Source organism: Paenarthrobacter sp. 10L420 (assembly GCF_056395385.1).
The window spans coordinates 1-24,567 of record NZ_JBFTJK010000035.1 but is presented as its reverse complement, the minus strand read 5'-3'; the positions used below and the strand labels follow the sequence as shown (position 1 = coordinate 24,567).

Below are 24,567 nucleotides of genomic sequence, written 5' to 3'. Positions count from 1 at the left end.
TGGGTCCGGAACACACCCACCGGCTTGCCGGACTGCACCAGCAGGGTCTCGTCCTTCTCCATCGTCTCCAGGGTCCGGGTGATCGCATCAAACGCAGCCCAGGACCGGACAGCACGGCCCGTGCCGCCGTAAACCACCAAATCATCAGGACGCTCAGCGACCTCCGGATCCAGGTTGTTCATCAACATACGCAACGGCGCCTCAGTCTGCCACGACTTGGCAGTAAGCTCAGTACCCCGCGCGGCCTTAACCGGACGGGCACCAGTAGTGAAATCGGCGGGTGCCATGATGACTCCTTCGTGAAATATCCATGGAACGTTTGATCCATGGTTTGTCTCCAAGCACAGGGAGCTTCATATCTGAGTCTCTTTATGCCCACGAGCTACTGATCTAAGTAGGCCGGATTTTCCTAGGTTGAGGGAGGAAAAAGCGAGCATCCTGTCCGAAGTACCGGACGATGGAAGGGATGATGAAGCACTCATCGCTTTGGGATGGCAGGGGGTGCTAAACGAACGCCGCAAGTCCCGTGATCGCCCGGCCAGCCACCAAGGTGTTGATTTCATATGTCCCTTCGTATGTATAGATGGCCTCCGCATCGCAGAAGATCTTTGCCATCTCGTAGTCAACGGCCACCCCGTTGCCACCGAGGACACTGCGGCCGATGGCGACCGACTCGCGCATCCGTTTTGTGACGAATGCCTTTGCCATCGCCGAATGCTCGTTCTTGGACCTGCCTTCGTCCTCGAGCTGGGCCAGCCTGACCATCATGCCCATGGAACTTTGGGCGTTGGACAGCATGGTGACAAGTTGTTCTTGGATCAGCTGAAAGCTCGCGATGGGCTTGCCGAATTGGTGGCGTTCTACTGCATATTTGCGTGCCACATCAAAGGCGGCCATTTGAAGTCCCACGGCTTGCCAACCGACAGTGGCACGTGTGCTCTTCAGGACCTTGTTGGTGTCACGGAAGCTGTTCGCTCCCGCGAGCTTCATACCGTTGGGGACGATCACGTCTTCCAGAACGATGTCGGCGTTCTGCACCGCGCGCAATGCTATTCGGTTCGGAATAAGCGTCGCCTTGAACCCTGGCGTTGACGTGTCTACGAGGAAGCCCTTAACTTGCTCATCATGGGTGTCCTTGGCCCAGACAATCACGTAGTCCGAAAACGTCGAATTGCCGATCCATCGCTTTTCGCCGTTGAGGATCCAGTTGTCCCCATCCCGACGCGCCGTGGTCCGAGTCCCTCCGGCAACATCGGAACCAGCCAACGGTTCAGTAATGGCAAAGACGCCAGTCTTTTTGAGGGAGTAGAAATCCGGTAGCCAGTCAGCCTTCTGCTCCTCGGAACCCAGCAGCTCAATGGAACCCGTGAACAAGCCGTCGTGGCCACTGAAGAATGTCCCGAAGGACGCGTCAACCCTGTGGATTGCCGCCGTCAACATGCCGGCAAAAAGGTGGGAATGCCCCTGTCGGCGGACAGGACTGATGATGTCGAGTTCCGCAACCTTGGGAATCAGGTGTTGGGGAAACTCGCTACGGTTCCAGTGGTCAGCTGCTACTGGGCGGACCTCCGCCTCAAGCCAGCTCCTTATCTCATCCAGACGGCAAGATTCGTTGGCGGGAAGCATCGATTCAAAGTGGAAGAAGTCCCCATCGGAATAGGGGAGATCTACCTTGGCAACAGATTGTGTAGTCATGCGGTCCTCCATTGAAGGCGTGTACGGGAAGGTGGTTTCAATGAACGGCCAGAAGGGAGCGTCTCGGGAAGCTTCAGCGTTCGGCAGTCTTTTCTGAAGGTATACGTCGGAGGACCGCGAAATGGCTCAGGTCACAGTTTTCGAGACATCGTCCGAAATACCGGACGGAACGTGACTTGTTTTTCGTGATGTAAAACACCGATCATGCTCAGATGGATCGCAGGTAGGGGGACCTGGACTCTCCGTTCAAATAATTAAGGAACACCATGCAGACAGCAACAAATACTGGGGCAGGCGGGACACGGGTCGAGCGGCGTTCCATCGACTTCGTTCCCGAAAACGAACGCCATGGTTCACCAGCCCAGCAATTTACTTTGTGGTTTGGGGCCAACATGCAGATCACTGCGATCGTTGATGGCGCCTTGGCGGTACTTTTCGGAGCAGACGCGCTATGGGCCATTATCGGCCTCTTAATCGGCAATCTTCTGGGTGCTGCAGTGATGGCGCTGCACGCCGCCCAAGGACCGCGTCTGGGACTGCCACAGATGATTTCCAGCCGAGCACAGTTCGGCATCCTGGGTGCAGTAATTCCCCTGATTTTGGTTGTCATCATGTATCTCGGCTTTGCCGCCACTGGAACTGTGCTTGCCGGCCAGGCAGTGGATCAGATCCTGCAGACGGGCACACCCGCTGTGGGTATGGTGATTTTCGGGGCCCTAACAATCCTTGTTGCAACATTGGGTTACCGGTACATCCACCTCATGGGGCGCATCGCGACGGTTGCCGGCATCCTGGGCTTTGGGTATTTGGGCATTCGTTTGTTTACCAGCCATGATGTGGGTGCGCTCCTCGGATCCGCTGAGTTCCAGTTCCCCACATTCCTGTTGGCCGTTTCCCTCAGCGCTGGGTGGCAGTTGACATACGGCCCTTACGTTGCCGATTACTCCCGCTATCTCCCATCGAAAACGCCGGTACGCCAGACCTTCTGGGCTTGCTACCTGGGCACGGTTATCGGCTCTCAATGGTCCATGACTCTCGGCGCGCTCTTCGCCTCCCTTGCCTTGCCGAAGGGTTCGAGGTTCCTGGACGGACAGGTTGCATTCCTTGGAGGGCTCAGCGGTGGAGGTGCCATAGCACTCGTAATTTACTTGGTCATCGTCATCGGCAAACTGACAGTCAACACTCTCAACGCCTACGGCGGATACATGACGATGCTCACGTCCGTTACAGCGTTTACCAGGAAGACCAAGGTGGCAACGTGGACCCGCTTCGCGTACGTGGTGGGCTTCATTGGATTGTCCGTAGTCATTGCTGTTGTCGCCTCACCGGATTTCATAGCAAACTTCAAGAACTTCGTGCTGCTCTTGCTGATGGTCTTCATCCCGTGGAGTTCCATCAATCTTGTTGATTACTACCTGGTTTCCAAGGAAAAGGTGGATATCCCGGCACTCTACGACTTGAACGGACGGTACGGGCGGTGGAACAAGACTGCGTTGCTGTCCTACGCTGCGGGTATTCTCGTCCAGATACCATTCCTGGCCCAAGCCCTGTACACCGGTCCGATGACTGAGCTGCTGGGCGGAGCCGACATCTCCTGGTTGGTCGGACTGGTTGTGACAGCAGCCCTGTATTTCCCCTTGGCTAAGCGGAATTCGACCGCCCCGAGCGAAATGATCTATCCCGTCGATGCTGTCCCTGCCGGAGTGGGCACAGCCCTAAACCACTAAAGCGTTAGCTCGCCCAACAAAGCGCGGCGAGGAGATGCAAAACGAGCAGTTGGGCGCCCCTCAAGGCGCCCAGCTGCTCGTTTTCGTCAGTTGTGGGTTCCAAGCCTCCGTGAGATCTCCCGGGCACACCGATTAACCTCTGGGATCCAGGTCCGGGCAACGTCTTCGATCCTTAATGCCCTCTCCTCAGCCGACTCGTCGTCGTTTCTAAGACGCCTCTCGCTCGGTAGGAATGCCCGGTTAGAAACAGTCAACGTCACGCTTGCTACGGGATATCGTTGCCTATCCAGTACAGCAACGGCCACGGAGGAAAAGCCCTCAGTAATCTCGTCCTGCTCCCAGGCGTAACCGAGGGTACGCGCTCTTGCCAGGAGATCCTCCAGTGCGGGCACTGATTGAGGACCATTGCTGTTCCGGGCCGAAAAGGCTTCCGGGCCAGGAAAGAGCGCCGAGACTTGGGCACGGTCCATCTGCGACATCATTGCCCTTCCGCTCGCGGTCAAATGAGCGGGCAGCCTTACCCCGGTATCCGTCACCAGGGGACGCTGCCGGGGAGCACGTTCCTCAATGACATAAACGACGTCCCTCCCATGCATCACCGCGAGGTGTGCTGTCCGCCTCGTACGGGCGACCAGTCGCTCCAATGGAAAGCGCGCTATGCGCTGAAGAGGAGCCTGACGCGAATAGCCGGTCCCCAGCTCGTGGGCCGTAACTCCAAGCGCATATTTTCTCTCCTCGGGAAGATGCAGCAGGAATCCATCATCAATCAACGCAGAGATCAGTTGATATGTAGTGGACCGAGGCAGCCCTACGTCCCTCGCAATTGCTGAAGCGCTCACTGGTCCCGCTTGACCCGCAACGTACCTCAACACGGCAAGTACCTGCGCGGCAGCGGGCGCTTTCGATCTCGGCAAAGCTCCGTTCATGTCCGAAGCATACTCCTCGTATCGTCCGGTATGTCGGACAACTTGGAGGTCCTTCACTTCATTCCAAAAGGGCGTGCTGTTGAGATGGAACCAAGAAGACCTGCCAATGTAAGGAACACAAATGACCACCACGCAAAGAGTCTCTTCCGGCCTTCTGCCCGTGCACGATGGACAGCCGGAAGATGCCACAGCTTCGCGATCTCAAGGCGCACTCCACGGTATCCGGGTCCTGGATCTTTCCCGCGTTCTCGCTGGCCCCTTCTGTGCAATGATCCTTGCCGACCTGGGCGCCGAGGTCATCAAGGTTGAGAGTCCCGAGGGAGACGACTCGCGCCACTTCGGCCCAAGTGTCAACGGTCAATCGGGCTATTACCGGCTGTTCAACCGAAGCAAGTACGGCATCACCCTTAACTTGAAGGACGACGAAGATTCCAGCACTCTCGTCGACCTTGCCAAAACAGCGGACATCCTGGTTGAGAACTTCCGTCCGGGAGTCATGGAACGCCTCGGCATCAGTGCAGAAAAACTACGGCAGATCAATCCGCGTCTCATCGTGGTGAGCATCAGTGGATTCGGGCAAACCAGCAAGCTTCGCAACGCCCCCGCCTATGACTTGATCGCCCAGGCCATGAGCGGTCTCATGTCGGTCACCGGCTGGCCTGACGGCGAGCCGACGCGAGTAGGAGTCAGCCTCGGTGACGTCATTCCTGGAATTTATGGGGCTACTGCCGCACTGGCCGCTCTTCAGGAACGCCATACCACCGGAAAAGGCCAACACATCGACTTGGCAATGCTGGACAGCCTGGTTTCCATTTTGGAATCAGTAGGCATGCGCGCCCTGCACGGAGAAGAACCTACAGCCTGCGGCAACGACCACGCCATGTCCACGCCATTCAGCACCTATAAGACGATGGACGGCTCAATCGCCATAGCCATTGCAGGCGACCGACTGTTTCCCAGGTTAGCGGCGGCTCTCGATCGAAACAGGTGGCTGTCCGATACGAGATTCAGCCAGCAGACCGCGAGAAACAGGCATTCAGCCGAGTTCCGCATTGAGTTGGAAGATGCCCTTGGCGCCATGGCAACAGAGAAAGCCGTGGCCCTGTTGGAGCACCATCAGGTTCCCGTTGCGCAGGTGCGTTCCATTAGGGATGCCCTTACCAATGAGCACGCACAGGAACGCGGTCTGGTGGCTCTGGAGGAAGACGGATTCGCTACCCTGGCGTCCCCCTTGCGTCTAACAGGGTCCGTGCCACCACGCCCGGCTCCACAGCTTGGTCAACATAACCACCTCATTTCGCAATGGACTGGCAGTACGGTCAAAAACCGCCGATAGCACTTTGGAGCCGGGCTTGTTGACGTGGAAGCCGGCGACGGCGGCACGTGCGTTTGACTCGCGACGCACCTGCCGCCGTCGTGCTTTTGCGTTCAAGTAGTAGCGCCAAAGGTCGCTTTCCCTACTCCCCACGGAAGATGCAACCCTCCCAGCCCACCCTCAGTCATCAATCAGGACCGCTGCGTTAATTTAGTGAATGCACGTCATCTGAATCCCCTTGACTGGAACTTGGCGGATGGGGCGTGCCACACTGTGTAGCGCGTGTGCACCGGCGTCCCCGTCGGAACAGCCGACGACGTCCCGCACCGTGAATCCCACACCACCATTCCCAAGGGAGACCCATGTCCAATCCCAGCACCGTAGGCGTGCCCCCAGTGTCCAGGAAAGTGATCGGCCTGGCCGTTGCTGGAGCGGTGGGCGGCTTCCTGTTCGGCTTCGATTCTTCCGTGGTTAACGGTGCCGTGGATGCCATGAAGGACGAATTCCTGATGAGCGAAGCCGTCACTGGTTTTGCCGTCGCCGTCGCCTTGCTGGGGTGCGCGCTGGGCGCCTACCTGGCCGGCAAAGTCGCCGACCGCTATGGCCGCATCCCGGCGATGAAGATCGGCGCCCTCCTGTTTCTGGTGAGCTCCGTAGGAACAGGACTGGCTTTTGGTGTGTGGGACCTGATCTTCTGGCGCTTGGTGGGAGGCTTGGGCATCGGCCTAGCTTCGGTCATTGCCCCGGCATACATTTCCGAGATCTCCCCACGGCACGTTCGTGGCCGTTTGGCGTCGCTTCAGCAGCTCGCCATCACTACCGGCATCTTCGCGGCGCTGCTGTCCGACGCCGTCCTGGCCAATTCCGCCGGCAGCGCCGGCAGCACGTTCTGGCTCGGGATGGAAGCCTGGCGCTGGATGTTCATCGCCTGCGCCGTGCCGGCTGCCGTGTACGGCTGGATCGCATTCCGCCTGCCCGAGTCGCCGCATTTCCTGGTGCTCAACGGCAAGGAAGACCAAGCCCGGACCATTTTCGATACCCTCATCCCCAACGACGATACTGAACGGCACATCCGGGACATCCGCGAATCCATCCAGCAGGACCAGCTGTCCACTAAGAAGGGTTCCCTGCGCGGCAAGACATTCGGGCTGCAGGCAGTGGTGTGGATCGGCATCATCCTGTCGGTGCTGCAGCAATTCGTTGGCATCAACGTGATCTTCTACTACTCCACCACGCTCTGGAAAGCAGTCGGATTCCAGGAAAAAGACTCCCTGACCATCTCGGTTGCCACCTCGGTGACCAACATTCTGGTGACCCTGGTAGCCATCGCGCTGGTGGACCGCATTGGCCGCCGCCCCATCCTGCTGACCGGTTCCATCGGCATGGCTGTCTCGCTCGGCGTCATGGCGCTGGCCTTTTCCTCCGCTGTTGGTACTGGCTCCGAGATCAGCCTCCCCGGCGCTTGGGGCCCGGTTGCCCTCGTGGCGGCCAACGTCTTCGTGATCAGCTTCGGGGCTTCCTGGGGCCCGCTCGTGTGGGTGCTGCTTGGCGAGATCTTCCCGTCCCGGATCCGGGCGCGCGCACTCGGACTGGCGGCGGCCGCGCAATGGATTGCCAACTTTGCCATCACGCTCAGCTTCCCCATCATGGCGGCGGGTTCGCTGCCACTGACGTACGCCTTGTACGCGGCGTTCGCTGCGGCGTCGTTCTTCTTTGTGATGTTCAGGGTTCCGGAGACGAACGGTATGTCGCTGGAACAGGCCGAGACGCTCTTCGTCCCCAAGGGTGCACCGGTGGCGCCGCTGCCGGTCACGTCCAACGAGCCGAAGTAGCACGAAAAAGCCCGGCGGATTCCGTCGGGCTTTTTTCGTGGGTAAGGGCGCGACTACACCAGGTGCGGCTCGTGCGACTTCAGGTAGCTGCGTCCGCCGAAGGCGATGAGAATCGCGATTACCATGGCAACGGCACCAGCAAAGAAGGGCACCTGCGGCCCAAAGTGCTCGCCCAGCTGGGCGGCGGCGAACGGGGCCAGCGCACCGCCCATCCACCGCACAAAGTTGTAGCCGGCGGATGCGACGGGTCGCGGAGAATCGGAGACGCCCATGGCCAGTTCGGTGTAAATCGTGTTGTTGATGCCCAGCAGGGCACCCGCCACGATGACAAGCACGACGACGGCAGTCACCGAGTGTCCGGCAGCAAGTCCCAGCCCAACGAGGTCGAGCATCAGCGCGGCCAAGGTGCCGGTCAGGACCTTTACGGCGCCGAAACGCTTCTGCAGCACGGGAGCTACGAACACCGAGAACACGGCGACGGCAACTCCCCAACCGAAGAACACTCCCCCGATGCCGTATGCGTCCATGCCGAGGATGAACGGCGTGAAGGCGAGGATGGTGAAGAAGCCGTAGTTGTAGAACAGGGCGCTTGCCGCCGTGGTGCTGAGGCCCTTGTGTCCCAGAGCGAGGAGCGGATCCCGCAGACGTGACTTCCTGGCGGGAGCGGGCGTCTTGGGAAGCAAAGCCAGCAGTGCGATAAAAGCAGCAGCCATGAGGACCGCGGTTCCAAAGAACGGCGCCCGCCACTGCCAGCCGCCCAACAAGGCCCCAAGAAGCGGGCCCAGCGAGATACCCAGGCCGAGCGCTGCTTCGTAGAGAATGATGGCCGTTCCGGTACCACCACTGGCCACACCGACGATCACGGCAAGGGCGGTCGCGACGAAGAGGGCGTTACCCAATCCCCAACCAGCACGGAAACCCACCAACTGCTCAACACTGCCGGACAAACCGGACAACGATGCGAACACCACGATCACAGCCAGCCCGATCAGGAGCGTCTTCTTCCCGCCGATACGCGAGGACACGAAGCCGCTGATCAACATCGCGATCGCCGTCACCAGGAAGTAGCTGGTGAAGAGCAAGGAAACTTCGCTGGTTGACGCGTCCAGGTTCTTGGCGATTGCCGGCAGGATCGGGTCCACGAGCCCGATGCCCATGAACGCGAATACGGCAGCGAGCGCGGTGGCCCACACGGCCTTGGGCTGCTTGAGGAAAGAAGCCTTTTCAGCTTCGAGGGTGGTTTCGATGGTTGTTTCGGCGCTTTCTGAAGCGTCAGCCAGTTGGCGTGACATTCAAGGGCTCCTTGTCGGTGCGTTTAGTTCTGGAATGAGCTGTTGAGCTTGCTGATGATGGGGAGCGCCGCGGCGAGCTGCTCGATTTCATCGCTGCTGAGCTCCTGGAGCAACCCCGCCACCATCGCGTTTCGGCGCTGGTTGGCAGATTCGACGGCGGCGGTCCCGGCTTTAGTGATGACCACCTGGACTGCGCGGGAATCGTTGACGTCGGGCTGCCTGCTGACGAGGCCTGAGCGTTCGAGTTTGATGATCTGCTCGGTGGCGCTGGGGACCTTGATCCCCAGGTTCTTGGCGATGTCACCCACGCGGAGTCCGCCGTCGGAAATCATCGAGAGCAGGCTGAGCTGCGCTGCGGTGAGTTCACCTTCCGGATCCAGGCGGCGGAACATGTACACGCCCAGGCGCAGTGATTCGCGGAATTGCTGCGCTATATGGAGAAGCCGGGGGTCGGAAGCCGAAGTGCTCGTCATATTTAGGTAGCCTAATAGTTAGGTGCCCTAAGAGTCAAGCGTAAGCAGGTCAAAGCTTCAGCTTCATGCCCTCATGGCTAGCGACAAAACCCAATCGCTCGTAGAAACGATGTGCAGCCGCGCGGGACTTGTCAGTGGTCAGCTGGACCAGGGAGCATCCCCGCGCCCGCGCCTGATCGATCGCCCACTGGATCATGAGCGCGCCCACTCCCTGCCCGCGGAGCGCATCGTCCACACGGACGGCCTCGATCTGGGCACGCAACGATCCCCTGCGCGACAGGCCTGGGAGATAACTGAGCTGGAAAGTGGCGACAACCTCCCCGCCGAGTTCACCCACCACCAGGAGGTGGGCGGGGTCGCCGTCGATCATTTCAAAAGCACGCTCGTACGGCGCAAGGTCGTCCAGATTTTCGCGGGTAGCGCCCAACTGATCATCTACCAGCAACGCAAGGATTCGCGGCAAATCAGCCTTGGTAGCGCGTCGAAGACTGAAGGTTCCGGAGTCGACGTCGGCAGTCATCAAAGCGGGCGCGGCGGCAGGGTCTGTGGTCACCACCCCAGCATGCCATTTCATTCAGAACTCAGTATTGCTAAGTACCGGTACTTAGTTCTACTATGTAGTGGTAGCTAGTAATACTGAGTAGTGAAGGAGGTGTCCGATGGGCAAGCAGATGACGGAGATGCTCAAAGGCACATTGGAGGGCATTGTGCTGGCCCTCCTGACTGGAAAGGCAGCGTACGGATACGAGATCACCACACTGCTCCGGGAGCAGGGCTTCACCGAGATCGCTGAGGGCACTGTGTACGCGCTGCTCGTCAGGATCGAACAAAAGGGGCTGGTGGACGTCGAAAAGCGCCCGTCCGAAAAGGGACCACCCCGCAAGGTGTACACGCTCAACGCGCAGGGCAAAAACGAACTGGACGAATTCTGGAACACCTGGAGCTTCTTGTCCGAACGGCTTGAAGAGCTCCGCAAGGAAGGAAACTGACATGGCAGCAAAATGGATCGAACTGGTGACCGGTTCGCTCGAGCAGAAGAAGCAGTACAAGCAGGCCAAGGCTCGGCTGGATGCCCTGCCCGAGCCCTACCTCACGGTGGCCACGGCCTTCAATCGGTACCTCATGTACTACGGCGGGGTTACCGAAGGGGACACCATGGTGCAGATGTTCACGGACCTCGCAGATCTGTGGGAACGTGCCGCCATCGACGGAACGCCCGTGAGCGGGATCGTGGGCGAAGATCCGATCGAATTCGCGGAGGCCTTTGCCCAGGCCTACGGCGGGAAGCGCTGGATTGATAAGGAACGCGAGCGCCTCACGAAGGCTGTCGATAAAGCTAAGGAGGCTGAATCATGACCGCAACGGCAATCCGGGTAGAGGGCATCGAGAAGTCGTACAAGGATCTCCATGTTCTGCGCGGGGTGGATTTTGAGGTAGCGGCCGGCAGCATTTTCGCCCTCCTCGGCTCCAACGGAGCGGGCAAGACCACCATGGTGAAGATCCTGTCCACCCTGCTGAAAGCCGACGCCGGCGCTGCCGCCGTCGAGGGTTTTGATGTTGCCACCGAATCGCTCCAAGTAAGGCAGTCCATCAGCCTGACCGGGCAGTTCGCCGCAGTGGACGAGGTCCTGTCCGGCAAGGAGAACCTGATCCTGGTGGCGCAGCTGCGTCACCTGAAAAACCCAGGCATGATCGCCGACGAGTTGCTGGCTCAGTTCAGCCTCACTGAGGCAGGATCCCGCAAGGTGTCGACATACTCCGGTGGTATGCGTCGCCGCCTGGACATCGCCATGAGCCTGATCGGCAACCCGAAGGTGATCTTCCTGGACGAACCGACCACCGGCCTTGACCCCGAAGCCCGCCTCGACGTGTGGCAGATCGTCAAGAACCTCGCGAACCAAGGGACCACGGTCCTGCTCACCACGCAGTACCTCGACGAAGCAGAGCAACTCGCGGACCGGATTGCCATTCTGCACGAGGGACGCATTATCGCGAACGGCACCCTTGCCGAGCTCAAGCAACTGCTGCCGCCGGCCAAGATCGAGTATGTCGAGAAGCAACCGAGCCTGGAGGACATTTTCCTGGCCTTGGTTGGCACTGGTAACAACGAGTCAGTAAAGGACAGGTCATGAGCACCCACTTCTTCGCCGACACGTCCGTGCTGCTGGGCCGCTCAATGCGGCACATCTTCCGCAGCGTGGACACCATCATCACTACCGCGATCACTCCAATCGCCCTCATGTTGTTGTTCGTTTACGTGTTCGGCGGCGCGATCAGGACTGATACGGACAACTACGTGAACTATCTGTTGCCGGGCATCATGCTGATCGCAATCGCCTCCGGCATCGCCTACACGGCGGTCCGCTTGTTCACGGACATGCAGAGCGGCATCTTCGAGCGGTTCCAGTCCATGCCGATCGCACGCTCTTCGGTTCTGTGGGCGCACGTTCTCACTTCGCTGGTAGCCAACGGGCTCTCGCTGGTGATCATTGTGGCCGTGGCCCTCCTCATGGGCTTCCGGACGTCGGCAAGCGTGCTGGACTGGCTGGCAATTGCGGGAATCCTGGCACTCTTCACCTTGGCGCTCACCTGGATCGCCATCATCGCGGGCCTCTCTGCGAAGTCCGTGGATGGCGCCGGCGGGTTCTCCTACCCGCTGATCTTCCTGCCATTCATCAGCTCGGCCTTCGTCCCCACGGAGACCATGCCCGGACCAGTCCGCTGGTTCGCCGAGAACCAGCCCGTCACGTCCATCGTGAACACCATCCAGGATCTGTTGGCACAGCGTCCCGTGGGCGGCGACATCTGGATCGCCCTGGCATGGTGCTTGGGTATCCTCGTGCTCGCCTATGCATTCGCGGCGGCTGCGTATCGGCGGCAGATCGCCTAAGCGATAGTCGTCCAAACCAGGCCTAAGCTCCCCCGTTTTCCACAGGGGAGCTTTCGCCGTGAGGGCCGATTAGCCATTGGTCAGACATTAGCTATAGCTTTATCGAAACAGATTTGTAACGGCCGTCACCATTTTGGTGGGCTCTTCGAAGGGTTCTTGAACTAATGTCCGATCAGACAACACAGGCGCAGACCGGCGTCTCCAGCAGGGACAGCGAGCCCCATCTGTCACGCTCGCTCAGCAACCGCCACATCCAGCTCCTGGCCATCGGCGGGGCCATCGGAACGGGCCTCTTCATGGGCTCGGGCAAAACCATCTCCGTGGCTGGACCCTCCGTGATCTTCGTGTATATGATCATCGGCTTCATGCTCTTCTTCGTCATGCGCGCCATGGGCCAACTCCTGTTGTCCAACCTGAACTACAAGTCCTTCAGCGACTTCGCCGGCGATCTCCTGGGCCCGTGGGCAGGCTTCTTCACCGGCTGGACCTACTGGTTCTGCTGGGTGGTCACCGGTGTTGCCGACGTCATCGCCATTGCCGGCTATGCCAATGAACTGTGGCCAGGCGTTCAACTGTGGGTCCCGGGAATTGCGACCATCATCATCCTGCTCCTCCTGAACCTCCCCACCGTGAAGGCATTCGGCGAAACCGAATTTTGGTTCGCGCTCATCAAGATCGTTGCAATCGTCGCGCTGATCGTCGTTGGCCTGGTCATGATCTTCACGGGCTTCCAGTCCAACGCCGGCACCGCCAGCTTCACCAACCTCTGGAGCCATGGCGGGTTCTTCCCCAAGGAATTCATGGGCTTCGTGGCCGGTTTCCAGATCGCCGTCTTCGCGTTCGTGGGCATCGAGCTGGTGGGCACTGCCGCAGCCGAAACCAAGAACCCGGAGCACAACCTGCCCCGCGCCATCAACGCCATCCCCCTGCGCGTCATGCTCTTCTACGTAGGCGCCCTCGTGATCCTCATGTCCGTCACCCCGTGGACCGAGTTCAAGGCAGGACACAGCCCGTTCATCGCCATGTTCTCCCTGGCAGGCCTCGGCATGGCGGCAACGGTGGTCAACCTCGTGGTGCTCACCTCGGCCATGTCTTCGGCCAACTCGGGCATCTACTCGACGTCGCGCATGGTGTTCGGCCTGGCCAACGATGGCGACGCACCCAAGGTATTCGGCCGGCTCTCCAGCCGCAAAGTACCCCAGAACGCACTGTTCCTTTCGTGCGTCCTGCTGCTGGCCGGCGTCGTACTCCTCTACGCGGGCAAGGACGTCGGCGCAGCGTTCGACATGGTGACCACAGTGTCAGCGGTCTGCTTCATGTTCGTCTGGTCGATCATCCTGGCCAGCTACCTCGTGTACCGCAAGCGCCGTCCCGAGCAGCACGCGGCGTCGCCGTTCAAGATGCCCGGCGGCATTCCGATGGTGTGGGTGGTGTTCGCCTTCTTCGCGTTCCTGGTTTGGGCCCTCACCACGCAGCCGGACACTCTCACGGCCCTGCTGGTGACGCCTATCTGGTTCGCGATTCTTGGCATCGCTTACGCCGTGGTCCGCAAATCGCCGCTGCATCAGGCCCGCGTGGCCGAATGGAAGGCAATGGCGGAAGCCGAAACGGCGGAAGCGCGCTAACCCCCTCCGATCCTCTCTCACATCCTGCGGGGTTTTGGGCGATGTTCTCTCAGATCCCACACGGTTTCGGTGAGTTCATCGCGGCTGTGACGGATTGCCCGGAACCCCCTGCGACGGCGGGTTGACTGGCGGTCCCGCAGTTGCGGGGCTGACGTGCGAACCAGTGCTCGTTTGGCTGACTTCGGGGGTAGTCGGCAAGCTTGTTCCGCTCGGCTCAGCGCCGTTCTTGAGTGCTTCCAGCCGGTGCTCAAGTACCTGGATGACGGGGAGCCTGCTGCCGTGTGCCCGTTCGTAGCTAAGCAGCTGCTCGATGCCGTTCCGGTCAAGGCCAGAAATACGTGACGGCAAGGTTCCACTGGGAATATGGTCGTAATCCGCCAAGGGCAACTCACTGTGCTGAGGGATTTCGTTCACTGAAGACCTCCTGTTGTCCGCTGCGGGTCAGCGTCCTGACCGGCAATCAACGTCAGCTAACAATGCCAACGTAGCAGCGTTCGGAGAAGAAAATAAGGCTGCTGATCTTTCCGGAGGAGCGGTATAACGGCCGACGTCGGCACCCAAGGGTTGGGTGCCGACGTCGCGCTTTTCGTATGTGAGAGAACGTCCGGCAAAAAGCCGCAGGACGTGACAGAACGTCCGGCAAAAAGCCGCAGGACGTGAGAGAACGTCCGGCAAAAAGCCGCAGGACGTGAGAGAGGGATCAGGCTTCGGCTTTGCGGTCCTCTATGAGCTTCTGGATCGCCGGGAACAGCGGGTGCGACGGCGGAAGTTCGGTAATGCGCTCGACGGCGGCAGCCGCGTCCAGCTCGGAGAGCATGTTTGCGAGTTCCACGGCTTCGTCGTCGGATCCGTCGTCGAAACGAAGCGCGGCCGACATCGCCTCCAGTAACGCGACCGGAGTGACACTACGCTCGGCCAGCTCTGCCGCTGGGCCGACAAACCTCTCGTGCCGGCCAAGCTTCCGCAGCGGAGCACGGCCGACGCGAACCACGGTATCCGGCAGGTACGGGTTGGTGAAGCGGGACAGGATCTTCTGCACGTACGCTTCCTGCTCTGCCTCCACGAATCCGTGCTTGACCACGAGCAGTTCCTTGGTCTCTTCCAGCACAGCCCTGACCTTCGCCGCCACGGACGGATCAGCCATGGCCTCGGAGATCTTCTCCAGACCCGCCGCGTACCCGAAGTACGCAGCAGAAGCGTGGCCGGTGTTCACCGTGAACAGCTTGCGCTCGATGTACGGGCCAAGCTCGTCCACGAAAGTGGCTCCAGGAATGACGGGGACGTGGTCACCGAACGGCGTGCGGTCGATGACCCATTCGTAGAACGTCTCCACCGTGACATCCAGGCCTTGGCCCGGCTCCTGATTCGGGACAATGCGGTCCACTGCCGTATTCGCAAAGACAGCCACTGAGTCCAAATCAGCCGCGGAGTCGTCCCAGGCCGCACGGACCTCCACTTCCAGGAGGTGCGTCGCGTTGATGGCGTTCTCGCACGCCATCACCTGCAACGGTGGCAACGAAGGCTCCCGTGCCGCCAGCCCACGTGCGATCACCGGTGCCACGAACTTCAGGATGTGTGGCCCCACCGCAGTGGTGACCACATCCGCCGTCGAAATTTCCTCAACAACGGCATCTTCCTGCGTACTCGAGTTCAGCGCACGGAACCCGTCCACGGTTTTGACCGCAGGGTTCTCGCCCACCTCATGGACGTCGTAGCTGCTAGCGGAGGCGAGCTGGCTGATCAGTGCATCCGCAACATCCGCGAACACCACCTCGTAGCCTGCTTCGTGCAGCAACAGCCCCACGAAGCCTCGTCCGATGTTGCCTGCCCCAAAATGGACTGCCTTCACTATGCGTTGACCTTTCCGAACAGCTCCAGCACTTCCTCAACCGTGGCCGCTTCCTCCAACTGGGCCACCTGGGCTTTGTTGGTGAAGATCTTGGCGATAGAGGACAGGATGTGGAGGTGCTCATTGTTAAGGCCAGCCACGCCGACCACGAACTTCACTTGCTTGCCACCCCAGTCGATGCCCTCGGGGTACCGGATGATGGAAACGGCCGAGTGCCTGATGTGCTCCTTGGCATCGTTGGTGCCGTGCGGGATCGCCAGGAAGCTGCCCATATACGTGGACACGGATTCCTCGCGTTCGTGCATGGCGTGCACGTAGCTGACATCCACGGCGCCGCGGTCCAGCAGGAGCTGCCCGGCTTCGTCGATCGCAGCATCACGGTCGTGCGCCATTCCGTTCAGCACAACGCTTTCGGGGAGCAGTACTTCCTTACCCCCGACGGCGGGAGCTGGCTCGGCGGCATGGGCACCGTGGGCGGGGGTTGCTGTTGCTTCAACAGCTCCGTCGGCGGACGCGGCGGCCGGGCCTTCGGTGTTGCTCGTCTTGACCAGCTCAACGATTTCGTCGTACTTCGGGCTGTTCATGAAGTTGTCCACCGAGTAGTGCACTGCGCTGGCTGTCCGGGGCTGGGCGCGTTCGGTGAGGTCTTCGTGGGTAACGACGACGTCGTAGGTATCGCTCAGGTTGGCGATGGCCGAGTTGGTGACCTTGACGCCGGGGAAGCCGGCGGCCTTGATCTTGTTGCGCAGGACCGAGGCCCCCATTGCGCTGGAGCCCATCCCGGCGTCGCAGGCGAACACGATGTTCTGAACGGGGCGGGTAAGAACGGTGCCGCTACGATCGCTTGCCCGGTCGCCCATCCTGTCGCCAACCAAGGCTGAAGATACGGAGCTCTTCTTGCCCTTCATGGCCTCCATACGCGATGTGGCTTCGGTGAGATCGGCCTCTCCCTTGTCCTTGGAGGTGCGCAGGATCAGTGAAGCAATCAGGAAGGAAACAGTGGCTGCCAGGACTACGGCGAGGATCACGCCGACATAGCTGTCACGGGAAGTCTGGGCGATCACGGCGATGATGGATCCTGGCGCGGCGGGAGCCACGAGGCCGGAGTTGGTGATCGCCAGGGTTGCGATGCCCGTCATGCCGCCACCGATGGCAGCGAGGATCAGGATCGGCTTCATCAGGACGTACGGGAAGTAGATCTCGTGGATGCCACCGAAGAAGTGGATGATCGCTGCGCCCGGTGCCGAAGCCTTTGCTGCGCCGCGGCCGAAGAACATGTAAGCCAGCAGGATACCCAGGCCCGGGCCAGGGTTGGCCTCAAGCAGGAACAGGATGGACTTGCCGTGATCCAGGGATTGTTGGATGCCAAGTGGGGTCAGCACGCCGTGGTTGATGGCGTTGTTGAGGAAGAGAACCTTTGCAGGCTCAATGAAGATGCTGGTCAGTGGGAGCAGGCCATTGTTGACCAGGAACTGGACCACCGTTCCTGCGCCGTCGGTGAAGATCTTGACGATATATGAGAGGCCGTAGAAGCCACCCAAGGCCAGTGCTGCGCCCCAGATGCCGGCGGAAAAGTTGTTCACCAGCATTTCGAAGCCGGGGCGGATCTTGCCATCCCACAGGCGGTCAAGCTGCTTGATGGTCCAGCCACCCAACGGGCCCATGATCATGGCGCCAATAAACATCGGAGAGCTTGTACCCGCGATGACGCCCATGGTGGCAATAGCGCCCACCACGCCGCCGCGAACGTCGTAGACCATGCGGCCGCCAGTATAGGCAATCAGCAGCGGCAACAGGTACTTGACCATAGGGCCAACGAGGCCGGGGTTGGCCACCCCCTCAGCGTTGGTCCCGAAACCGCCAAGTTCCGCGACTGGAATCCACCCTTCTTTGATGAACAGGGCCGTAATGAGGCCCCAGGCGATGAAGGCGCCAATGTTGGGCATGATCATGCCGGACAGGAATGTTCCGAACTTTTGGACGCCCACGCGCAGGCTGGTGCGGGGCTTCGCAACGGTCTCTGTTGCCATGTGAATTCCTAACGTGTGTCCCGCGGCGGCGCGGGGTCAGTCGATATAGATCGAGAGAGAACAGCCTTAGGAGCTGCTGGAAATGCGGTGAAGCCACTCAAGGAAGAGCTTCAATTCAGAGCTGGAAAGTTGGTCTGAATGCGAGGCCTGCAGTGCCGCATTCAGGGCGATTGCCGCAACAACCACGGAGGACTTACCGGAGTCCTCCGGTGCGGCGCCACGGGCGGTATCCGTGGAGACGGCGAAAATCATGGAATCCCGGGTCATCGTTGAGAGCTCGAGGTTCCTTTCTTCCACCGGTTCGGCGATGAGCATGAGCGTTACACCCACGTTGGCCGCGAGGATGCTTCGTGCCGCTTCGCGGGGCGGCACGTTGATCTGACCGGCGATAGCGGCCTTGTTCAGCATTTCTTCCAGAAGCGCTTCAGCATCGGCCACGATTGCTGGGCGGCTTTCCGGCCTGATATTGCCGAACATCACCAGATACAGGTGGGGTTGGCTCAGCCCGAACTGGACGTGGTTGTCCCACATCCGCCGGACATCTTCCAAGGGCTCCCCGGACGGGGCAAAGTCCCGCTCCCCTGCCACGTACTCTTCAAAACCGGCGGAAACGACGGCGTCGAACAGTCCTTCTTTGTCTCCAAAGTGGTGGTAGAGCGTTGGGGCCGTAACCCCGGCCAACGCCGTGATCTGGCGGGTAGAGACTGCTGACCCTTCCGAATTTGCCAACAATTCAGCAGCTGCACGGAGCAACCGAACTTTTGGCGGAAGCTGGTCATCGAAACTCATAACCGCTACCCTAGCACCTATAGCGTTGCTATATGAAGTGGCTCACAAGAGAATTTTGTAGGCTAGTTTCGCAGGCTCGTGGTGCCGTTGCCGGTGGGTCTGAACCAACACGCAGGAACAGAGGATTCAGTGCAGAATTTCCAAGGAGTAGGGGTAAGCCCTGGCCGCATCATTGGTTCCGTCCGCCAGATGCCCAAACCGGTGAGTGAACCGCCGTCGGGCGAGCGGTTGGCCACAGACGTCAGTCCGGAGGACGCCGTCGCGGGCTTAAAAGCCGCAGCGCAAGCTGTCCACGACGAACTCAAGGGGCGCGCGGATTCTGCCTCCGGCGACGGCAAGGCCGTCCTCGAGGCCACCGCGCTCATGGCCAAGGACACCATGCTCCTAAAATCGGCGGCCAAGCTCATCAACGCGGGCTCGTCCGCCGAACGGGCCATCTGGGAAGCCGGCGCCTCCGTTTCTGAAATGCTGCACAATCTGGGCGGCTACATGGCCGAACGCGCCACGGACGTGCTGGACGTGCGCGCCCGCATTGTGGCTGAGCTGCGTGGAGTCCCCGCGCCAGGCATCCCTTCGTCGGAGTCGCCGTTCATTTTGCTGGCGGAGGACCTCGCCCCTGCAGACACAGCAACCCTTGACCCTGAGAAGGTGCTGGCCCTGGTGACCTCGGGCGGCGGACCGCAGTCGCACACGGCGATCATCGCGCGCTCGCTTGGCCTGCCGGCTGTGGTGGCGGCGCATGGCGTGGATTCTGTTGCAGATGGCAGGGAGGTTTACGTGGACGGGGCCGCCGGCCTCGTGGTGGTCTCCCCCTCGGAGGAGCAGCGTTCATTTGCGGCAGCCTGGGCGGAAACGTCGGCAACATTGGCCGCCTTCGACGGAAACGGCACGACGGCGGACGGCCACTTGGTCCCGCTTCTCGCCAACGTGGGTGGGGCCAAGGATGCGGTGGCAGCAGCGAGCCTCGGCGCCCAGGGTGTTGGCCTGTTCCGCACCGAGTTCTGCTTCCTCGAGCGCGACACCGAGCCCTCTGTCGACGAACAAGCCGCAGCGTACAAGGCTGTTTTTGACGCGTTCCCGGGCAAAAAAGTTGTGCTGCGGACCCTCGACGCCGGCGCCGACAAGCCCCTCCCCTTCCTCACGGACGCCACCGAACCCAACCCCGCCCTTGGTGTTCGCGGCTACCGGACAGACTTCACCACGCCGGGCGTTTTGGAGCGCCAACTGGAAGCCATTGCCCGGGCCGCTTCTGAATCCGAAGCCGACGTCTGGGTCATGGCCCCGATGATTTCCACGGCTGCGGAGGCCGGTCGGTTCGCCTCATTGTGTGCTGCTGCCGGCATCCAAACCCCTGGTGTCATGGTGGAAGTTCCCTCGGCTGCGTTGACCGCGGCCTCCGTGCTCCGGGAAGTTGGCTTCGCTTCGCTGGGCACCAATGACCTCACCCAGTACGCCATGGCCGCCGACCGCCAACTCGGGCCCCTCGCGGAACTGAATACTCCGTGGCAGCCCGCCGTCCTGAGGCTGGTGCAGCTCACAGTGGAAGGTGCAGCGCAGGAAGCATCAGGCCGGGAAGGCGCCAGCAAACCCGTGGGCGTCTGTGGCGAGGCAGCCGCGGACCCCGCCCTCGCCGTCGTACTTACCGGACTCGGCGTCAGCACGCTGTCCATGACCGCGCGCTCGCTGGCCGCCGTCGGGACTGTGCTGAAAACCGTCACCCTGGAGCAGGCGCAGGAACTCGCCCGGCTGGCCCTCACCGCCCCGAGCGCTATCGAGGCCCGCGACTGGGTCCGCGCCAAGCTCCCTGTGCTCGAAGAGCTCGGCCTTTAATTTTCACTTCCGACCTTTAGGAGAAACCCATGCCCGAACGCACAGCCACCATCGCCAGCCGCTCCGGCCTGCACGCCCGGCCCGCCGCCTTGTTCGCCGAAGCGGCAGGTGAGCAGCCGGTGGAAGTCACCATTGCCATGCAGGGCGAACCCGCCGACGAAGCCCTCGACGCCGCCAGCATCCTTTCGCTCATGACGCTCGGTGCCGCTAAGGGCGACGTCGTCGTGCTGCGGGCCGAGGGCGACGGCGCCGACGCCGCCCTCGACGCGCTGGTGGCGTTGCTGGAGACGGATTTGGACGCGGAGTAGTTCTTGCGCGGCGGGTTCGGCTGCCCGATTCGATGATGCGCTGCGTACTAGACGGTAGGAGTCGTCTGGTCTGCAGCGAGTCATCGAATCGGGCTCGCCCGGCCTATGGCAGCGCGGACACCACCACGTCTTGGTAGGCCGCACGTCCGTCGAACACGTTGACGCCGACCTTGCCCGATGTGAGCGCCGTGTCCGTGACATCGATCAGCTGCGTTCCATCAACAGAGACCGTGATCCTGTTGCCAACAGCTGACGTGTCCAGGGCATAGCTCACCCCATGGCCCAAGGCCGCCGGAACGCTCGCGAGCACCGTAAACACGCCGTTGTTCAGCGAGAACACCCGCACGACGCGGAGGTTCGGGTCCAAGTTCACGTAATAGGCGCTGGATCCATCGGCGGAGGATCTCAGCAACACCGAGCCCGCACCGCCGTACCCTTTCTCCGGAGCCAAGTCCCGGTTGAGCATCTCGCCGGCATAGGCCTCACCGCCGAACCGCACGGTTGCCTGCACGCGCACATTAGTGAACGTGGCTGTGCTCATGGCCGTCGAGTCCTTGTCGAACGTACCTGCCAGGCCTGCGCCTGTGCTCTCCCATTTGCCGCCGGGGACCACTGAATATGTGCCAAGGTTGTGGCGAGCCGTCCCGCCCGCGGCAGGCAAAACGTTCGACGGCGGCGCGGTAGTCAGGCGTGCCGTGTCGCTGAGCTGGTGTACTTTGACGGACACAAGCCGGGCATTCCCTCCGGTGGCTGTGAAGGACAGGCCTGTGGAGGACGGGTCCGGGAAGATCAGCGAGGTGATGGCCGCGGTCCCGTCCCCACCGAAGACTTCCACCGAGGATGCGTCCACCAGGATTCGGAGCTTCACGCGGCGCTCGGATCCCATCACTGTGGAACTCCACGGTGCCGAGGAATTGTCGGTCGCCGAGGACGCGAAGTACCGGGTGAAGTCCTCGCGTCCGGCATTGCCACGATCCACGGTGAGTGCGGCAGCACCGGCGTCGTATTTAACGATTGTTTCTTGAGCGGGAGTACCAGTTGAGCCGGCCCCTTTCCTCAGCCCGAACGCGAAGAAGGTGGCACCACCGGAAGAAGGAATCCCAACCTCCGCTTCGAGCTCGAAAGATCGTCCGGAAGCACCCGCGAGCGCGTTCGCGGAGCTCGGCGTCACAGTGACATCGGCGGCCTGCCAGGTTGACGTCCGAAGGGACTCCTCCTCCACAACGGGAGCCTGGGTCAACCGGAGCCCGGCGCCGGGAACATCAGCGAGTTTGAGCTCCCGCGGGATGGACAGTTGCCCATTCCAGCGGCCTGTGGGCGGGCTGAACGCGTAGTCCCAGTTACTCATCCAGCCAATCATGATGCGCCTGCCATCCGGCGCCCCAAAGAAGCTCATCGCTGCGTAGTAGTCCCGGCCATGGTCAGCCTGCAATACCTGCGAAGCGGTGGTGTCGGGCATAAATGCTGTACCGTTCCACGCGCCCGTCACGTATTGCGCCGCGGAGCCGTTGGTAGGGCGGACCGCACCAGTACTCCACCACAGCACCCAGCGCTTGACCCCGGGCTGTCCCTCCACAGGCATTTCGAAGAAGTCCGGGCATTCCCACACGCCCCCGCGAACCCAGTCGCCGTAGCCGAAGGTGCTGGCGAACGTCCAGTGGATGAGGTCTGTGGAGGAGTAGAAGCGGATGTGATCGCCCGCAGCCACCACCATCACCCATTTACTGGAAGCCGCATCCCAGTTGACCTTGGGATCGCGGAAGTCCCACCCGCCGTCGGGGCCACCCGGGTTTTCCACCACCGGAGCTGCCTGGACCGTCTGCCAGGTGCGCCCCTTGTCCTTGCTGTAGGCGGCGCGAACTGATTGGTTTCCGTTCCAGGCATCGTGGTTGAAGCTGGTGTAGTAGGCGATGAGCCCGGATCCGCCGTCGAACAGGCCGCTGGAATCGGAGGCGTCCACCACCGCCGAGCCAGACCACGACTCCCCCGCGGCCATATGCGGGAGGGCGATGGGCAGTTGTTTCCAGTGCATCAGGTCTGTGCTGACGGCATGCGCCCAGCGTCCGCGGTCCTGGTGGAAGAGATGATATTCGCCGTCGAAAAAGACCAGTCCGTTGGGGTCTGAGCTGTTCCCGCAGTTCTGGCTGTAGTGGTAGCCAGGCTGGTAGAGGCCGTTCATGTACTGATCCACATCGTCTGCACGGACGTTCTGGAACCAGGCCGTTCCGGTAGCCAGCAGGGCGAAACCCTCTCCGGCGGAGGCCGGTACTGCGCCATTTAGCACGGGCGTGCCATTAATCAACACCGACGCTTCGCTGCCCTGGACAGCGAGCTGGACGCGGTTGAATTGGCTGGCTTTGAAGCTTGTGGAGGGAAGGTTGCCGGAGTGCAGCAACGCCCCAGTGGCCCGGTTGTACAGCTTCGCCGTGCCCGCTCCAGGGTCGATCCTCAGTTCCACGCCGCCGCTGCCGTCGGCGCCGCTGCGGACCACCACTGAGGCGGTTGCCGGGGAGGTGACAGTCAGGTCCAAGGAGGCAACGACGTCGGACGCCACCGCCGGAATGAACCGCGCCGCTGTGCCACTCGCCGCGTAGGCGCGCAGGCCAGCGGAGTCGGGTTCCCACGAACCGGAGGCAACACGCCAACCCTGCAACGACGTCTCAAGTCCTCGAAGCGTCATGCTCTGGAACACGGCGGTTCCATTGAAGGAGCCCAGCCCGACATGGCCGGAAGCGTGGGCGGAATCCGTAGCGGTTATGGCCGGCATGACGCCGTCGGGGTCCAGGAAGTCGGTCTGCCAGTAGACGGCCAACTGATTACCGAGCGCGGTGACCCGAAGGCGATAGACCTGGCCGACCGTGATGGCAGTGGTGAACGTCCCCAGCGTGGCGTTGTCCGAGACCCTGTAGAGGCGCAAACGTCCGGCGTTCGGGTCCACCTCGGCCGCGTAACCCGATGTACCTGAGTCGTTGGTGCGGAACAGTGCCGTCCCCACGCCATATTGTGAGGTGACTTGGATGTCTGTGGAAAAGTCGACGTCGGTTGGTGACTGCCCCGTGGCGATGGCCCGGATGTTGCTGTTCGACGGCGCGACTCCGAGGAAGCCGGTGGCCGAGGCCTGCCAGCCCGTGTCCGTTACGGTCCAGCCGCTGACGTTCGAATCAATGGTCCGCACGCCGGGACTGCCGAAGGACACAGCCCCGTTGAACGCGTGCAGGCCCACCCGGCCCGACTCGTAGCGGTAGTCCGTGGCGTCAATCCTTTTGATTCCATCGACGGCCACATAGATTCGCGGGCCGTCCACATGGACATCCACGATGTAGGCCCGTCCAGTATTCAGCGCTACGGAGGCCGGAGCCACGATGTCCTGTCCGGTCGCGAGGTCGAACAACCTCACCCGGTCCAGGTTGGGGTCGATCGTCGCGGCGTAACCCGCACCGGCGTCGGGAGTTGCGCGGAAGACAAGCGCCCCCACACCGTAGGGACTCCCGGCGTCGACCTTCACCGAGGCCGTATACCGGGCGGTTCCTGCAACCACTTGCTCGCTGGTGGCCGCCGCATTCTGGCCGGAAGGCGCGACGGCGGTGTACCCGCCCTGCGCTGTCCGGGTCCACGAACCGCTGACTCCGACGACATCCGGAATGGGGCTCGTGGTGCTGTTGAGGGTGACCGGCGGGGGATCGAGGGCCACCGCCGGAGCAGCGACCCCCGTCCCGGCCAAGCCAACACCAAGGACCGTGGCCGTGAGGCCGGCAACTATTCTCTGATGCATTCAGATCGCCTTTGATCTCAGGGGTGAGAGAGCGTTCGCCAAAAACCTCCCATGATGTGAGAGAAGATCTGCGGTCGTATGGTTTTGTGAGACAGCTTGATGGGAGCTTCAGTTCAGATGACCACGCCCAGAAGAAAATACGATGCGGCTTTCCGTGAGGATGCTGTGCGGCTTGTTTTGTCCACGAACCGGTCGGTGAAACAGGTCGCCGAGG

20 protein-coding genes and 1 pseudogene are annotated in these 24,567 nt (G+C 61.3%); 10 read left to right on the top strand and 11 right to left on the bottom strand.

The window, feature by feature from the left end:
- Positions 1–287, bottom strand: a pseudogene (locus AC1DD5_RS24865) (urocanate hydratase); the annotation flags it as partial.
- A gap of 217 nt (positions 288–504) precedes the next feature.
- On the bottom strand, positions 505–1,695 hold the full coding sequence (locus tag AC1DD5_RS24860) for an acyl-CoA dehydrogenase family protein (protein WP_477518699.1): 1,191 nt from the start codon (positions 1,693–1,695) through the stop codon (positions 505–507).
- 266 nt (positions 1,696–1,961) lie between these two features.
- Between AC1DD5_RS24860 and AC1DD5_RS24855 the strand changes: the two genes are divergently transcribed.
- Entirely contained in the window at positions 1,962–3,422 is a 1,461-nt protein-coding gene (locus AC1DD5_RS24855; protein WP_477518698.1) for a purine-cytosine permease family protein, read from the top strand.
- Between the two features lie 86 nt (positions 3,423–3,508).
- Here AC1DD5_RS24855 and AC1DD5_RS24850 read toward each other — a convergent pair whose 3' ends face one another.
- Positions 3,509–4,348, bottom strand: a complete 840-nt coding sequence (locus tag AC1DD5_RS24850) for an IclR family transcriptional regulator (RefSeq protein WP_442018567.1) — start codon at positions 4,346–4,348, stop codon at positions 3,509–3,511.
- A 121-nt stretch (positions 4,349–4,469) separates the two neighbouring features.
- Between AC1DD5_RS24850 and AC1DD5_RS24845 the strand changes: the two genes are divergently transcribed.
- Together AC1DD5_RS24845 and AC1DD5_RS24840 are read left to right on the top strand one after the other, a co-directional pair.
- The gene (locus tag AC1DD5_RS24845; protein WP_477523012.1) at positions 4,470–5,684 is read left to right on the top strand and encodes a CaiB/BaiF CoA transferase family protein; all 1,215 of its coding nucleotides are present in this window, start codon (positions 4,470–4,472) and stop codon (positions 5,682–5,684) included.
- 341 nt (positions 5,685–6,025) lie between these two features.
- Positions 6,026–7,495, top strand: coding sequence for a sugar porter family MFS transporter (locus AC1DD5_RS24840; RefSeq protein WP_477523011.1), 1,470 nt, complete (start codon positions 6,026–6,028; stop codon positions 7,493–7,495).
- Between the two features lie 53 nt (positions 7,496–7,548).
- On the opposite strand, the gene AC1DD5_RS24835 is transcribed toward AC1DD5_RS24840, so the two are convergent.
- The 3 genes from AC1DD5_RS24835 to AC1DD5_RS24825 are packed head-to-tail and all read right to left on the bottom strand — an operon-like array spanning position 7,549 to position 9,834.
- A complete protein-coding gene (locus AC1DD5_RS24835) occupies positions 7,549–8,787 on the bottom strand; it encodes an MFS transporter (RefSeq protein ID WP_477523010.1) in 1,239 nt (412 codons plus the stop codon).
- Positions 8,788–8,810: 23 nt separating this feature from the next.
- Positions 8,811–9,260 (bottom strand): MarR family winged helix-turn-helix transcriptional regulator, encoded by a 450-nt coding sequence (locus AC1DD5_RS24830; RefSeq protein WP_442019132.1) that lies wholly within the window; start codon positions 9,258–9,260, stop codon positions 8,811–8,813.
- Between the two features lie 49 nt (positions 9,261–9,309).
- Entirely contained in the window at positions 9,310–9,834 is a 525-nt protein-coding gene (locus AC1DD5_RS24825) for an N-acetyltransferase family protein (protein WP_477518692.1), read from the bottom strand.
- Positions 9,835–9,919: 85 nt separating this feature from the next.
- Here AC1DD5_RS24825 and AC1DD5_RS24820 point away from each other — a divergent pair, with 85 nt between their 5' ends.
- The 5 genes from AC1DD5_RS24820 (at position 9,920) to cycA (ending at position 13,775) form a co-directional block, all read left to right on the top strand.
- Entirely contained in the window at positions 9,920–10,249 is a 330-nt protein-coding gene (locus AC1DD5_RS24820) for a PadR family transcriptional regulator (RefSeq protein WP_431117042.1), read from the top strand.
- Position 10,250: 1 nt separating this feature from the next.
- Positions 10,251–10,616: a DUF1048 domain-containing protein gene (locus AC1DD5_RS24815; RefSeq protein WP_442004484.1), complete on the top strand. Its 366-nt coding sequence runs from the start codon at positions 10,251–10,253 to the stop codon at positions 10,614–10,616.
- The gene (locus AC1DD5_RS24810; protein ID WP_477523009.1) at positions 10,613–11,392 is read left to right on the top strand and encodes an ABC transporter ATP-binding protein; all 780 of its coding nucleotides are present in this window, start codon (positions 10,613–10,615) and stop codon (positions 11,390–11,392) included. The genes AC1DD5_RS24815 and AC1DD5_RS24810 overlap by 4 nt, the downstream gene beginning before the upstream one ends.
- On the top strand, positions 11,389–12,150 hold the full coding sequence (locus AC1DD5_RS24805) for an ABC transporter permease (RefSeq protein ID WP_477523008.1): 762 nt from the start codon (positions 11,389–11,391) through the stop codon (positions 12,148–12,150). The genes AC1DD5_RS24810 and AC1DD5_RS24805 overlap by 4 nt, the downstream gene beginning before the upstream one ends.
- Before the next feature lie 164 nt (positions 12,151–12,314).
- Complete coding sequence (gene cycA, locus AC1DD5_RS24800) at positions 12,315–13,775, top strand: D-serine/D-alanine/glycine transporter (RefSeq protein ID WP_477523007.1); 1,461 nt, start codon at positions 12,315–12,317, stop codon at positions 13,773–13,775.
- A 75-nt stretch (positions 13,776–13,850) separates the two neighbouring features.
- Here the strand turns inward: cycA and AC1DD5_RS24795 are convergent, their stop codons facing one another.
- The 4 genes from AC1DD5_RS24795 to AC1DD5_RS24780 all read right to left on the bottom strand — a co-directional run bounded on the left by AC1DD5_RS24795 (position 13,851) and on the right by AC1DD5_RS24780 (position 18,443).
- Positions 13,851–14,189, bottom strand: a complete 339-nt coding sequence (locus AC1DD5_RS24795; RefSeq protein ID WP_477523006.1) for a DUF8129 domain-containing protein — start codon at positions 14,187–14,189, stop codon at positions 13,851–13,853.
- Positions 14,190–14,475: 286 nt separating this feature from the next.
- On the bottom strand, positions 14,476–15,624 hold the full coding sequence (locus tag AC1DD5_RS24790) for a mannitol-1-phosphate 5-dehydrogenase (RefSeq protein ID WP_477523005.1): 1,149 nt from the start codon (positions 15,622–15,624) through the stop codon (positions 14,476–14,478).
- Complete coding sequence (locus tag AC1DD5_RS24785; RefSeq protein ID WP_477523004.1) at positions 15,624–17,654, bottom strand: PTS mannitol transporter subunit IICBA; 2,031 nt, start codon at positions 17,652–17,654, stop codon at positions 15,624–15,626. The genes AC1DD5_RS24790 and AC1DD5_RS24785 overlap by 1 nt, the downstream gene beginning before the upstream one ends.
- Positions 17,655–17,720: 66 nt before the next feature.
- On the bottom strand, positions 17,721–18,443 hold the full coding sequence (locus AC1DD5_RS24780) for a TetR/AcrR family transcriptional regulator (RefSeq protein WP_442004478.1): 723 nt from the start codon (positions 18,441–18,443) through the stop codon (positions 17,721–17,723).
- A gap of 129 nt (positions 18,444–18,572) precedes the next feature.
- Between AC1DD5_RS24780 and ptsP the strand changes: the two genes are divergently transcribed.
- Entirely contained in the window at positions 18,573–20,273 is a 1,701-nt protein-coding gene (gene ptsP, locus AC1DD5_RS24775; RefSeq protein WP_477523003.1) for a phosphoenolpyruvate--protein phosphotransferase, read from the top strand.
- Between the two features lie 29 nt (positions 20,274–20,302).
- A complete protein-coding gene (locus AC1DD5_RS24770) occupies positions 20,303–20,581 on the top strand; it encodes an HPr family phosphocarrier protein (protein WP_224093305.1) in 279 nt (92 codons plus the stop codon).
- A 103-nt stretch (positions 20,582–20,684) separates the two neighbouring features.
- Here the strand turns inward: AC1DD5_RS24770 and AC1DD5_RS24765 are convergent, their stop codons facing one another.
- Positions 20,685–24,353 carry a glycoside hydrolase family 32 protein gene (locus AC1DD5_RS24765; RefSeq protein WP_477523002.1) on the bottom strand — a complete coding sequence of 1,223 codons (3,669 nt, stop codon included), beginning with the start codon at positions 24,351–24,353 and terminating at the stop codon, positions 20,685–20,687.
- Between the last annotated feature and the right edge of the window lie 214 nt (positions 24,354–24,567).

Coding starts and splice junctions, on each gene's coding strand:
- AC1DD5_RS24860 (WP_477518699.1), bottom strand. CDS start 1,695: ATGACTACACAATCTGTTGCCAAGGTAGATCTCCCCTATTCCGATGGG.
- AC1DD5_RS24855 (WP_477518698.1), top strand. CDS start 1,962: ATGCAGACAGCAACAAATACTGGGGCAGGCGGGACACGGGTCGAGCGG.
- AC1DD5_RS24850 (WP_442018567.1), bottom strand. CDS start 4,348: ATGAACGGAGCTTTGCCGAGATCGAAAGCGCCCGCTGCCGCGCAGGTA.
- AC1DD5_RS24845 (WP_477523012.1), top strand. CDS start 4,470: ATGACCACCACGCAAAGAGTCTCTTCCGGCCTTCTGCCCGTGCACGAT.
- AC1DD5_RS24840 (WP_477523011.1), top strand. CDS start 6,026: ATGTCCAATCCCAGCACCGTAGGCGTGCCCCCAGTGTCCAGGAAAGTG.
- AC1DD5_RS24835 (WP_477523010.1), bottom strand. CDS start 8,787: ATGTCACGCCAACTGGCTGACGCTTCAGAAAGCGCCGAAACAACCATC.
- AC1DD5_RS24830 (WP_442019132.1), bottom strand. CDS start 9,260: ATGACGAGCACTTCGGCTTCCGACCCCCGGCTTCTCCATATAGCGCAG.
- AC1DD5_RS24825 (WP_477518692.1), bottom strand. CDS start 9,834: ATGAAATGGCATGCTGGGGTGGTGACCACAGACCCTGCCGCCGCGCCC.
- AC1DD5_RS24820 (WP_431117042.1), top strand. CDS start 9,920: ATGGGCAAGCAGATGACGGAGATGCTCAAAGGCACATTGGAGGGCATT.
- AC1DD5_RS24815 (WP_442004484.1), top strand. CDS start 10,251: ATGGCAGCAAAATGGATCGAACTGGTGACCGGTTCGCTCGAGCAGAAG.
- AC1DD5_RS24810 (WP_477523009.1), top strand. CDS start 10,613: ATGACCGCAACGGCAATCCGGGTAGAGGGCATCGAGAAGTCGTACAAG.
- AC1DD5_RS24805 (WP_477523008.1), top strand. CDS start 11,389: ATGAGCACCCACTTCTTCGCCGACACGTCCGTGCTGCTGGGCCGCTCA.
- cycA (WP_477523007.1), top strand. CDS start 12,315: ATGTCCGATCAGACAACACAGGCGCAGACCGGCGTCTCCAGCAGGGAC.
- AC1DD5_RS24785 (WP_477523004.1), bottom strand. CDS start 17,654: ATGGCAACAGAGACCGTTGCGAAGCCCCGCACCAGCCTGCGCGTGGGC.
- AC1DD5_RS24780 (WP_442004478.1), bottom strand. CDS start 18,443: ATGAGTTTCGATGACCAGCTTCCGCCAAAAGTTCGGTTGCTCCGTGCA.
- AC1DD5_RS24770 (WP_224093305.1), top strand. CDS start 20,303: ATGCCCGAACGCACAGCCACCATCGCCAGCCGCTCCGGCCTGCACGCC.
- AC1DD5_RS24765 (WP_477523002.1), bottom strand. CDS start 24,353: ATGCATCAGAGAATAGTTGCCGGCCTCACGGCCACGGTCCTTGGTGTT.